The sequence below is a fragment of the Halothece sp. PCC 7418 genome (assembly GCF_000317635.1).
Taxonomy (GTDB): Bacteria; Cyanobacteriota; Cyanobacteriia; order Cyanobacteriales; family Rubidibacteraceae; genus Halothece.
In genome coordinates, this window is record NC_019779.1 from 1341901 (window position 1) to 1353854 (window position 11954).

Consider the following 11954-nt stretch of genomic DNA (forward strand, 5'->3'; position numbering starts at 1 on the left):
TTCTCTTCTGAATCTCCCATGTCATTAACGGCTGATTCAAATCCCTTGCAACAGGAAGCAGAAACTTATCTCGACCAACAGCGTTTCCAACAAGCGATTTCCCTGTGCCAACAAATGATTCAGGAAACGCCACAATTTGCCCCCGCTTACCAGATTTTAGGGAAAGCATCATTAGGAATTAATGATCTCCAGACGGCAGCGAAGGCTTATCAGCACGCGATCGCGCTCGAACCCAATTGTCCAGAAAATTATGCCAATTTAGGATTAGTTCGGGCGCAACAACAACAGTGGCAAGAGGCTCACAACTGCTATCAAAAGGCTCTTGAAATCAAACCCGATTTTGCGGGCGTATATCGTCATCTCGCTAGATTATGGGAACAACTGAACCAGTTAGAGTCAGCAGTGGAAGCATGGGAACGGGCTTACAGTTTAGAACCAGAAACGGTCAAACCTGAAGATCGCTTGCGATTAGGAGATGATTTCTTAAAACTGCGTCAACTGGATCAAGCCATAGCCTCTTATCAACGGGCTCTAGAGGCTCAACCGAACTGGCAAGAAGCCTACCAACGACTGGGAGAAGCCCTCGAAAAAGCGGGACGATGGGAAGAAGCAACAGCAACTTGGAAACGAGCGATGCAGTGCTCACAACAGCAGGAAAATGCCCCTGTTGTCACATCATCTCCCCAAAAACAAGAAACCTACAAACGCGCTTGTCAAACCCACCTTGAGCAACAACAATGGTCAGAAGCGGTGATTGCTGGGAAAAAAGCCCTCTCCATTGCTGAAGATGCACAAACTTGGCACTGGGTAGGAAAAGCCCTACAAATGAGCCAAAAACCTCAAGAAGCCTCTGTTTGTTATCGCAACGCGATCGCGCTGCAACCCTTACCTGAATCTTATACGAATTTGGGAAGTCTCTATGCTCAACAACAACAATGGCAAAATGCAGTTCGTTGTTATCAAGAAGCCTTAAAACTCGACTCTCAGCAAGCAGTGATTTGGCGAAACTTAGGGCGGGCTTTGACAGGGGCTGGAGAAACCCAAAAAGCGGTTGCTGCTTGGTATCGCGCTTACTGTTTAGCTCCCACCGAAGAAAGTGCAGAAGACCATTTACAGTTGGGAGATCGTTTAGCTGAGTGGGGACACTTGACAGAGGCGATCAGGTGTTATCAATATGCCACTGAGAGAAAACCCAATTGGTCACTGGCTTATTACCGACTGGGAGACACACTGCAAAAAGCGCAACGTTGGGAAGAAGCGACGGTAAGTTTACGACGTGCGATTGAGTGTCGTCAACAAGAAGAGGCTTCTCTCGAAACAATCACCCCACCCTCAGGGCAAGGAGATCTCGCGCAAAATTTCTCTGAGACTGAAAACAATGCTGTGGGGTTACGGATACACTTAGCTGAGGCGTTTCCCACATTTAGGAAAGGATGGGCTTGGTTACGGGAGAAACTGCCAAAACGAACCAGAAAACCGTCTCAGGAATTACTACCCGCCTTATCTGGGTGGGAGGGAAAGCAACCCGCAACGTCAACCCTTGATGTTGCTGCTGAAAATCCCCAAGAAGAGAATGATTCTGCTGTTGCTAAGCCGAGTCAGAAAGCATTGTTAGCAGTGTTAGAGAGTCAAGCTAGGGCTTGTCTTGAGGCGAAAGATCTAGATCGCTGTTTCAGGGTTTCTCAAGAACTGGTGCAGGAATATCCTCAGTATCCCCAAGGGTACAAATTACTCGGACAAGTTTACCAGCAAAAAGGAGAATTATCCCTTGCCTTAGAAGCCTACCAAAATGCGATCGCGCTGCAACCGGAAGATGTTGCGGTTCGGGTTTGGTGTGGACAAATTTTGGTAAGTTTAGAACAATTCCAAGACGCGATCGCGCAATACCAGAAAGCCCTACAACAAGAGCCCAAAAACTGGGAAATCTATCACTATTTAGGAGATGCTTGGGAAGCCAGTGGCGATCCTGACAGCGCGATCGCTGCTTATGAAAAAGCTGTTGAGTTAGCAAGTAGCAATCATAAGATTGACTTCTCCTCGCTCTGAAAAGAGGAGGATTCTAATTAGAAGGTTAAGGAGTTTACAATGTCTAGAGAGAATCAGCAGTCGCCTTGGTCAAGTGATGCAGTCAGAATTGGGAAAGTCACCCCTGCTCAGAGTTGTTATAAACTGGGAAAAGCCTTAGCCCAAAAAGGACGTTGGCTAGACGCGATCGCGCAGTATGAGAAAGCCCTCGCTTTCGATCCCAATCATCAGCAAGCCCGTCAGCAGTTAGAGGCAATACAGAACAAACGGCAGACTAATACTGCTTTTATTCCCGAACGCACCCCAGAAGGGAGAAGACATCGTCAGCAGTCTCAATATTATGCTCAACAAAAACAGTGGGAAGCAGCAGCCGAAGAATTACAAGCGTTAATCAAAGTAGAACCCACATTTGAGGCTTATCGAGATTTGGCGCGAGTGTATCATTATCTGCAAAAGCCTACACTAGCAGCCCAGTATTGGTATGAAGCGTTAGTGCTGAAGCCCGATCAAGCTAACGCTCAAGAGCATTTACAGTTAGGGAATACTCTCGCGCAACAGGAAGAGTGGGAGCAAGCCATTACCTGTTATCAACGAGCAATCGAGCGCGATCCACAACTGTTCGAGGCACATCGCAATCTTGCAGCAGGGTTTGCCCAGCAACAGCAATGGGAGCAAGCAGTGATAGCATATCAGAAAGCGCTGGCTATTAATTCCGACTCAGCAGCGGTTTATCAGGAGTTGGGAACGGTCTTAGAAGAACAAGAAAACTGGGAGGCTGCAGCAGAAGCCTATCGTTGCGCGATCGCGCGGGAAAATGATTTAGTGTGGTCTTACTATCGTCTCGGAAAAATCGCCCTCCACCTGCAACATTGGCAAGAAGCAGTGGCTGCGTTGCAAAACGCAATCCAATTGCAGGAAGACTTACCGAATATTCAAGTGTTACTCGCGGATGGCTTAAGGATGCGAGCGAGAGCCGATCTGGAAAAGGCGGTTGAATATTATCACTGCGCGATCGCGCTGAATCCAGACGATGAAGAACTCTATCATAAAGCCTTAGATGCCAAGCCCGATGATTCTAATCTCTACCAGCAGCTAGCAACTTTATTAGAGAAAAAGGGGAATCATCAAGCTGCACAGATTTTCCACGACTTAGCCTAACGATGACTTGAACGAGATCGTTTGACTCCTCTCATGCGTTTAATTAGGGTTTGCCATGGCTCTGAATCAATAAACTGATTAATATCTAAAACCTTACTTTCTTGAGTCGCATACTGAGAAAACAGTTCAATCCAACTGATAATTGTTTGTGAACGAGTTAGTGATGTAAACTCTAAAGATTGTTGCAAGTAATTCACCATAGTTTCCCAATCATTCTTCTTATAAGCACACCAACCTTCCCAGACAAGATAGTGATACTCTCGTTCCCGATCAGTTAACTCTTGTTGGTCTAAATCTTGTTGAAATTTTAACTGATTGAGTTCTGTTTGAGTTTTCTCGAATTGAATCTGAGTCTGTTTAAGTTCATTTTCTAGTTCAGCAACTTGCTTTTGATATTCTTCTAAAGAGTCTTCAGTTTCATTGAGTAAATCTTGAGATTGCCACATCACCTCTTCTGTTTCTTCTAATCGGCACTGAATCTCTATTACCTCCTTTTGCTTAGAGGCTAATTGTTCTTCAAGGTCGCGAGATTTCTGTTGAGACTGTTGTAGAGCATCCTGATTCTCTTGTAATTGTTGTTGAGTTTCTTGGTATTGCTTTTGAAGTAATTCAAGCTGTTTTTGGATCTGACTAGATTGTTGATGAGAAGAATCTAATTCTTTTCTCACTTTTTCTAGAGTTTTTTCTGTTTCTTGAAGTTGTTCTTGAGCCTGATGGAATTGTTGTTGAAACGAATCCCGTTCGTGAGTAAGTTGTTGGATTTGTTCTTGAGCCTGATGGAATTGTTGTTGAAACGAATCCCTTTCTTTAAACGCCCACATTCGATAAGTAGATTCAACATTTTGTTCCTGCCAAGCCCAATCAATCCTATCTCCAGAAGACCAAGCTCTCGCTTCTAGCTTTTGATACAGTTCGAGCACTTCTGAAAACGTTAATTGAATGAAACTATGGCGGTAACTATTGAGACCTTTCACATAGAATAAAGATGGCTCATCTAGAGAAGACTTAGGGAGTATTAGATTAAAATTCACTTTTTTGTTATCTTGAGTTCCAAGCAAAAACATCGGGTTAATAATAGGAGCTTCCTGCTTCCTCCTAGCAATTAAGGATACTAGAGGTTCGTGAAAAATGGGATCATTCCCACGTCGATATAAGGAATCAACCACTGCCCAAGAACAACGATAAATTAAAATAAACTTAGCATCTGGCAGAAAATTGCCCCAAAAAGCAGGGAAAAGAGTAGTTTTCGGCTCTTTCCATCCCCAGAGCTTACTCACAGCCCCTTTAAAGATTAATTTTTTTGCTTGTTGAATAAACATCTCAGTGTCACGCTTAGATGATATCATTGGTTTAAGTCATATAAAATCAATCAAACTTTGTAATTTGTCCATTATAATAAGTTTTTGACATACAAGACCCAACCCATCAAATTTTGATTTAATCCTTCCCAGTCATTAATTATTGAGAGAAGATAAAGAATATCGGGTGAGATCATGACAACAAGGCAAGACTCCTCCTCATTAAATAAAGATCAAAGCGAAGCCAAAAAACAAATCCTGTTAAAAGCGATTCGGCTCAAACCTGAAATGGCATCGGCTCATGCAAATTTAGGGCGTTTGTATGCTCAACAAGGGGAGTTTAAACAAGCAATAGAATGTTATCAGGAAGCTGTTAATTTAGAACCAGAGAAACTTAAATTTTATTGGCCTTTAATAGAGTTACTTCAAAACCAACAAGAGTGGCATCAACTAGAAACAGTGTGTCGTCAAGGTATCAACTATCATCCGCAGGTGGCACAGTTTCATCATTTACTCGGAAATTCCTTATTAAATACTGAACGCTGGGAAGAAGCAGTAGAAGCCTATCAGAGCGCGATCGCGCTTAATGGTAAATCCGCAGTTATTCATAAAGAGTTAGGAATCGCCCTCGAAAATCAACAACAGTTTACAGAAGCAATCGCGAGTTATCGCCAAGCAATAACCCTAAACCCCAAAGATTTATCAGTTTATGAACGATTACTAAACCGAGTGCAAAAATCAGCTTTTACAATTGTATCAAAAAATTATATTTCATTAGCGAGGGTTTTAGCTGAAAGTTTTTTGAAATTCCATCCTGATGCTGTATTCTTTCTAGTTTTAGTGGATAGAATAGATGGATATTTTAATCCTGAACAGGAAAACTTTGAAGTGATACAGCTAGAAGAGATTCCTTTACCAAACCGCACAAGTTTTCCATATTGGTACACTATACTTGAATTGAATACAGCAGTTAAGCCCTTTGCTTTCGAGTATATATTTAACAAATATGAATCTATACAACATCTTCTTTATATCGATCCTGATATTCAAGTTTTTTCCGAGTTAGAAAAAATTTGGCAAGAACTTAAATATAATTCTGTAGTCTTAACACCTCACATGAGAAAACCCTTCAATGATGATTTACATCCCACAGAATTAAATATATTGCAATCGGGGTCTTATAATTTAGGCTTTATTGGTTTAACTCGATCCAAACAATCTTTGCAACTCTTAAGATGGTGGCAAGAAAGACTTTATTTAGATTGTGTTGTTGATATCCCCAGAGGCTTATTTACAGATCAGAAATGGATTGATTTAGTTCCTTCATACTTTTCAGAAACGGCTATCATCCGTGAACCTTCTTATAATGTAGCTTACTGGAATATCCATGAAAGAGAAATAGAAAAAAATGCTGAGGGAGAGTATGTTATAGAAGGGGATGTTTTAAGGTTTTTCCATTTTAGTGGCTATAGTCCGAAAAGAAGAAATCAACTATCTAAACACCAAAATCGCCACAATATTCGGCATTTACCTATTATTAAAGAACTTTGTGACCAGTATGGTGATAGGCTCTTGAAACATGGTTACATGGAAGCTAGTCAGTGGCCTTATGCTTTCGGGATTTTTGGTAATAATATTAAGATAGCTGGATGCATAATTTGGGTAGTTAGAGAATGCGTAGAGAAGAATATTTCATTTCCCGATTTAAATCAATACCCTGAGGATTTTTGTCAATTTCTTTTCACCCCTAATCCTTACTTCACGGGCTTTGAAGTGCCTCCTATCTATGTAGCAATTTTCACCAAAAGACCTGATGTGAAAAACGCTTTTCCTAATGCTTCATATAATCCTTGTGATGAAGGATTTTTATCTTGGTTGACAGGTAATGGTAAGAAAGAACTGGACTTGGAATACTTAGTTGATAATTATATTGACTATGTTAAAAAAGAAAATCCTATACGTAAAATACTAAATATATATGAAAAGAGACTAGATCTTCAGAGTGCTTTCCCTCTTTTTTGGCGAACATTAAAACAGCGACACCGTTTTCAAAAATGGTTAACCAATAGTGGTATAAAAGAACATAATTTATCTGCCCAAGAAATAGATTTATTTTATAATTCTTACTGTTTTCATAAAGTATTATTATTTTATTATCAAAGACCTGACTTACAGAAAGCTTTTTGTCGCTTGCATGAGCCAAGTGTTTTAGATGATTTTACGGATTGGTTAATTCAAAATATTCGTACTCTACCGAACATTAGTTATGAAAATGTTATTTGGTTTAATTTTATTAGCAAAAAAGAATCAGAATTAACTCTAAAGATAAATGTAATATACAATAATTATCTAAGAAGTATCTGTGGGGATTTTAGTTTATTTTCAATTGATAGCAGAAGTAAGTTTTTAAATATTGACGATCAATCAATATTATCCGATCTTTGTTTACTGTCTGTTGACGAAACAATGTATCCGCTTCATGATCATATTAAACTCGTTTTTAAAGAAAATCAGATTAATCAAAATTCCTTATTGAACTCCAAGGAAGAAGCAAAGATAGAAAATAATATAGAGAATATTTTAGAAAGTTTGACTTTTTATAGCGATATTTCTCAGCAAATACAGCAAGCCATTATTTCATATCAAAGCGATTTAAAAGAAATAATTCACTCTTCATTAGACCAAGATAAAGAAAAAATAGACGATTTAGTGATTTCTCTAGCAGGAAATATGAGCGCTATAACGGGTATGGGGCAGTCTGCTAGATCAATGGTAAAGACCGTTGAATCTGCTAATTTACAGTATAAGTGTTTTGATATTCCTAACACTTTTATTGAAGAAAATGGGATTGAAGACTTCGATGATCCTTGGTTAATGGGATGGTATTACCCAAAAGCGGACCTCACAATTTCAGTAATTAATGCAGATAGCTTTAGCTTTTTTCAAAAAGTAATTCCTTCTTCTTATTGGACTGCCAAGAAAAATATTGGTTATTGGATTTGGGAAACTGATAAACTTCCTCTGCAATGGGAATCATCTGCTATTGCATTTGATGAAATATGGACAGCTAGTCAGTACTCTGCTAGTGCTATTAGCAAAACGATCAATAAACCAGTGAGAGTGATTCCTCATATTATTGATTTTGAGAAAATTGATCATATTTTATCTAATGCCCCTGAACAAAAGGTTTTGCGTAGAAAATTTGGCTTGCCAGAAGATGGCTTTTTATTCGGATTCTTTTTTGATCCCAAAAGCTATATGGAAAGAAAAAATCCCGCTGCTGTTATTCAATCTTTCCGAACTGCTTTTCTGGGGCAAGATAATGCTTACTTAATTCTGAAAGTTAATGGTTCATTCTCATCTTATGAATACGATTTTTTAAAGAGCAGTGTAACTGATTCGAGAATTATTTTCTTAGAAGAAAGTTTATATTATGATGACGTTATTAAACTAATGAATTGTCTAGACTGCTATGTTTCTCTTCATCGAGGGGAAGGTTTTGGTTTAACCCTAGCTGAAGCGATGGCTGTCGGTAAGCCCACTATTGCCACTGCTTATTCTGGTAATATGGAATTTATGAACTCGGATAATTCTCTTTTAGTCGATTACCAATTGATAAAAACAGAGCGTCCTTACGGTCCTTATCCTAAAGGGACAGTCTGGGCTGATCCTAATGTTGAGCAGGCATCTAAACTAATGCTTGAACTATACAATAATCATGATCTTTATGAAACAATATCTGCTCAAGCCAGACGCTCTATTCAGGAGCAGCTTGCTCCTGAAAAGGTATCGTTGATCTTGAAAGATTACTTGAAAGATTTACTCTTTTGACGTAACCAAAAACTATATAATTGTGGAAGAAAGATTAACTTAAAAAGATTAAATTATTCACCTGACTTTAATATCTGATAAAAAAACTAATTATTCAAACTAAATTAATAATGTTTAATGAGTCTTCTTTCTTTAAGGATGTAAAACCACTGTTTATTCTGGGAGTTCCTCGCTCAGGGACAACCTTTCTTCAGCAAGTAATCAATACTCATCCTCAGATTTTAATCACAGATGAGTTAAGAGTTGTATCATGGATTTTTCAAGAAGCTCGAAAACTTCGAGGAGGTTTCCAAGAAAATGGAGATCCTTATCCTTTCAATCATGGAGAAGAATTTGCAAGTTACTTGACAAAGAATTGTGGCACTATAATTGCGCCATTTTACTTTTCCAAAGCTCAGAAATTAGGAAAGCAAAAAATTCTATATTGGGGAGATAAATACCCACATTATCATGCGATATTAGATCAAATGCTTGAGTCATTCCCAAGGGGATCTTACATTTTTATCTATCGTGATCTCAAAGATGTAATTTGTTCGGTAAAAAATGGACATGGTTGGAATGTAGAAAAATCTGCCAATTATGTTTGCAAAATTTATGAAGAATACATGACTTCTTTTGACAAGTTTCTCCAAAGTCAAGAAATGGCAAGAGACCAACTGATTTGTGTAGATTACGTTCGTTTAAGCACTAATCTTAAACAAGAAAGTCAAAAAATTTTTGATCAGCTTAATTTAGATTTACAGGAATCTACTTTGGAGGAAATAGATCAATTAAGTGGTGTACAATCCCATAGTCTTAGGAAAGAAAAGAGTAGTGCTAAAAAATTTAACTTTAATCAATCGAATGAAAGATGGAAAAAGGAGCTAAATGATGAAGAAATTGAGTTGATTTCAAATAAAATTGATAATATCCAGCATTGGATAGACTATTACTATAACTATCTTTTAAGTTAACTAACAAAGAGCAACTATGATTGAAACAGGTTTTGCTCAGCAATAGAGATTTTTTCGAGACAAGATTTTAGGATATTCTAGACTAGATATACTAATTTATACATTGATAACGGCTGAATCCCCAGTCAATTCAGGGGGTGCAATGAAACAAAAATCAAATTTTTCTAAAATTTGATTTTTACAATTCTGTAAAGCAAGCATAGCTGGCTTTTTAGGCATTATTTGCTATTATTTGGTCATAACTACCCTAGAAGAGCCAGCTTTTATTACATATTTTGCTTTGATTGCATCAACTATCACTTAAAGCATGGGAGAGTTTAAAATTATGGCTAAAGAACTTTTGTTACATATAGGAATGCACAAAACAGGGACGACATCAATCCAAAATACGTTGTATAACAATCGTAAAATTCTGAATGAATACGATATAGACTATCTTCCCCTATCTCCCAATCACTCTAGAATTATATTTTCCTTGTTTTGTAAAAGGCCAGAAAATTATCACATGAATCGGCAAGAAGAAATTAACACTAAAGAGAAGGCAGAAAAATACAACAGGGATATTAGATCAAAACTTGTAGAGTCCATTAAAAATAATCAGTTTTCTCAAGTGATTATATCAGGCGAAGATATATCCATGATTGAATACGAAGGCATAGGAAGGCTCTATGAGACGTTTAAGAATCTTTTTGATCAAATCACAATCTTATGTTTCATACGTCCCCCAAAGTCTTTTATGACAAGTTCTCTATTACAGAAAATAAAAGGTGGTTCTACTATTGAGCAACTACTTACTAAGCCCCCGAAGCCAGATTATCAATTCCGACTTAAAAAAATTATTGATTTTTTTGGCAGAGAAAATATTAAGTTTCAAATTTATTCAAAGGATTTACTTTATCGAAATTGTTCAGTTGCTGCTTTCTTAAAACTAATAGATATATCTGATAAGATTTATGAAAGAATGCAGGTTAAAAAAATAACCAAGCAATTTCGGAAACTGCGGCAAAGCTTTTGTTAGTGCTTAATGAAGAAATTCCATTGTATAAAAAAAACGCTTTAAATCAAGAAAGAGCATCTCAAAGAAAATGGCTTGATTTTGCTAATAAAATTGATGGTAGAAAAATGCGCTTACCGATGGATATTCTTGATAAAGCTATGGCACTATCAAAAAATGATATAGAATGGCTAGAAAATGAGCTTTGTTTATCTCTTAGTGATTATGATACTGATAAAACAGTAGAAGCTGCACCTTTAAAATCCCAAGACTTGAATTTTTGGGGTAAAGAAGAATTATTAGAACTTACTAAGTTTGTAGAACAAGAGCTTGGCTTACCTTTGAGGGACTATAATCCAGTAGAAGACTCATCTCCGAGGTTTCCCAGTGTGAAATCCTCTAGTAAGGAAGAGATGTCAGAACTTGTAAAAGCTATAAATATAGCTTTGCAGCCTAAGTCTTAGATGTTATCTATTTCCCCCTATCAAATGGTCACATTCCAAGAAAATCCAGATATTCAGGCTTGCTTGGATCAAGCTATTCAACTGCGAAAAGACCAACAGCTAGAGGCAGCCTTAGAGAAAATCCAACAAGCCCTCGCAATTAATCCTGATTTTACTCCCGCCTTAAATCAACTGGAAGCAATTCATCGGTAAAAATAGGAATTTGAAAGCGCGATCGCGCTCCCACCAATCAAGTCTGAAATTGTCTTGAGCTTGCTTCATGATGGACTAAATACAATAACTGTTGCCACTCTTTAGAATGAGTTAAGGCTTCTAAATCCAGTTCTGTATCATGTTGAGATGCTTGTACTTTAAAAGCATTAATCCAATGTTGAACTGTTTCTAAATACGGGTAGGGTGAATAATTGAGTGCTTGCAGTAAAACCGCTTTCATTTCTTCCCAATGGTTCGTGTAATACAAACGCCACGCCATCCAGACTAATGTTGGGTAAAGATACTGCGCTTTTTGTTTTTGAATTGCTGGTGGTAAATCAGTTCTGGCAAAAAATTTTTTACGCACCTTCCAACACTCCTGTGCTTGTACAAGCGTATTGAGGGAATCATTCTTGCGATGTTGACGATAGAGAGTTGTTACTCTCTTAACCCACACAGTCGTACAGCCCATGAGGGCTAAACGTTGAATTAAATCAACGTCACACGCCTGCTTCAAACTTGGATCTAAATCTCCAACCTTGTCTAACCACTGGCGACGAAACATCATCGCACTAAACAAAACAGGCATCCATTTTAACCAGCTATGTAAATCTAAATGTGGTATGTTTTGCCAAGGTTTAATCTCAGTTAACGGTTCCGCCCAAGCATTCACCCGTCTCCAGCCACTATGCACCATTCCCACCTGGGGTTGTTCTTGGAAAACGGCAACCTGTAGGGCTAATTTTTGCGGTAATAATACATCATCGTGGTCTAAAAAGTTAATATAACAGCCTCTTGCCATGGCAAGTCCGAAATTGCGAGCAGCAGCGACTCCTTGATTGGCTTGGTAATAGTAACGAATTCGATCGCGATAAGGATTAAGAAGGGCTGCAGTTGCATCAACTGAGCCATCATCAACCACAATGATTTCCCAATCTTGATACGTTTGGCTCAAGATACTCTCGATGGTTTGGCAGATGTACCGACTACCGTTATAAGTGGGAATAATGACACTGACTTTTGCCATTGCTCAACAAAG

9 protein-coding genes are annotated in these 11954 nt (G+C 38.2%); 7 read left to right on the plus strand and 2 right to left on the minus strand.

Annotated elements, in window-relative coordinates; all coding sequences use genetic code 11:
• Window positions 1-18 precede the first annotated feature (18 nt).
• Both PCC7418_RS06105 and PCC7418_RS06110 read left to right on the plus strand, forming a co-directional pair.
• Window positions 19-2046 carry a tetratricopeptide repeat protein gene (locus PCC7418_RS06105; RefSeq protein ID WP_015225309.1) on the plus strand — a complete coding sequence of 676 codons (2028 nt, stop codon included), beginning with the start codon at window positions 19-21 and terminating at the stop codon, window positions 2044-2046.
• Between the two features lie 39 nt (window positions 2047-2085).
• The gene (locus PCC7418_RS06110) at window positions 2086-3183 is read left to right on the plus strand and encodes a tetratricopeptide repeat protein (RefSeq protein ID WP_015225310.1); all 1098 of its coding nucleotides are present in this window, start codon (window positions 2086-2088) and stop codon (window positions 3181-3183) included.
• Here the strand turns inward: PCC7418_RS06110 and PCC7418_RS06115 are convergent.
• Window positions 3180-4529: a hypothetical protein gene (locus PCC7418_RS06115; protein ID WP_150107032.1), complete on the minus strand. Its 1350-nt coding sequence runs from the start codon at window positions 4527-4529 to the stop codon at window positions 3180-3182. The genes PCC7418_RS06110 and PCC7418_RS06115 overlap by 4 nt on opposite strands.
• A gap of 147 nt (window positions 4530-4676) precedes the next feature.
• On the opposite strand from PCC7418_RS06115, the gene PCC7418_RS06120 reads away from it, so the two are divergent.
• From PCC7418_RS06120 to PCC7418_RS06140, 5 genes are all read left to right on the plus strand, one after another.
• A complete protein-coding gene (locus PCC7418_RS06120) occupies window positions 4677-8312 on the plus strand; it encodes a tetratricopeptide repeat protein (RefSeq protein ID WP_015225312.1) in 3636 nt (1211 codons plus the stop codon).
• Window positions 8313-8422: 110 nt separating this feature from the next.
• Window positions 8423-9265 carry a sulfotransferase gene (locus tag PCC7418_RS06125; protein ID WP_015225313.1) on the plus strand — a complete coding sequence of 281 codons (843 nt, stop codon included), beginning with the start codon at window positions 8423-8425 and terminating at the stop codon, window positions 9263-9265.
• Between the two features lie 325 nt (window positions 9266-9590).
• The gene (locus PCC7418_RS06130; protein WP_015225314.1) at window positions 9591-10283 is read left to right on the plus strand and encodes a hypothetical protein; all 693 of its coding nucleotides are present in this window, start codon (window positions 9591-9593) and stop codon (window positions 10281-10283) included.
• Window positions 10283-10723, plus strand: a complete 441-nt coding sequence (locus tag PCC7418_RS06135) for a hypothetical protein (protein ID WP_015225315.1) — start codon at window positions 10283-10285, stop codon at window positions 10721-10723. The genes PCC7418_RS06130 and PCC7418_RS06135 overlap by 1 nt, the downstream gene beginning before the upstream one ends.
• Window positions 10724-10915, plus strand: coding sequence for a tRNA delta(2)-isopentenylpyrophosphate transferase (locus PCC7418_RS06140; RefSeq protein WP_015225316.1), 192 nt, complete (start codon window positions 10724-10726; stop codon window positions 10913-10915). It begins immediately after the preceding gene.
• Between the two features lie 37 nt (window positions 10916-10952).
• On the opposite strand, the gene PCC7418_RS06145 is transcribed toward PCC7418_RS06140, so the two are convergent.
• Window positions 10953-11942 (minus strand): glycosyltransferase, encoded by a 990-nt coding sequence (locus PCC7418_RS06145; protein WP_015225317.1) that lies wholly within the window; start codon window positions 11940-11942, stop codon window positions 10953-10955.
• Window positions 11943-11954: the final 12 nt, after the last annotated feature.

Bases quoted from the DNA above. Each gene is read 5' to 3' on its own strand.
- PCC7418_RS06105 (WP_015225309.1), top strand. From the start codon at position 19: ATGTCATTAACGGCTGATTCAAATCCCTTGCAACAGGAAGCAGAAACT.
- PCC7418_RS06110 (WP_015225310.1), top strand. From the start codon at position 2,086: ATGTCTAGAGAGAATCAGCAGTCGCCTTGGTCAAGTGATGCAGTCAGA.
- PCC7418_RS06115 (WP_150107032.1), bottom strand. From the start codon at position 4,529: ATGATATCATCTAAGCGTGACACTGAGATGTTTATTCAACAAGCAAAA.
- PCC7418_RS06120 (WP_015225312.1), top strand. From the start codon at position 4,677: ATGACAACAAGGCAAGACTCCTCCTCATTAAATAAAGATCAAAGCGAA.
- PCC7418_RS06125 (WP_015225313.1), top strand. From the start codon at position 8,423: ATGTTTAATGAGTCTTCTTTCTTTAAGGATGTAAAACCACTGTTTATT.
- PCC7418_RS06130 (WP_015225314.1), top strand. From the start codon at position 9,591: ATGGCTAAAGAACTTTTGTTACATATAGGAATGCACAAAACAGGGACG.
- PCC7418_RS06140 (WP_015225316.1), top strand. From the start codon at position 10,724: ATGTTATCTATTTCCCCCTATCAAATGGTCACATTCCAAGAAAATCCA.
- PCC7418_RS06145 (WP_015225317.1), bottom strand. From the start codon at position 11,942: ATGGCAAAAGTCAGTGTCATTATTCCCACTTATAACGGTAGTCGGTAC.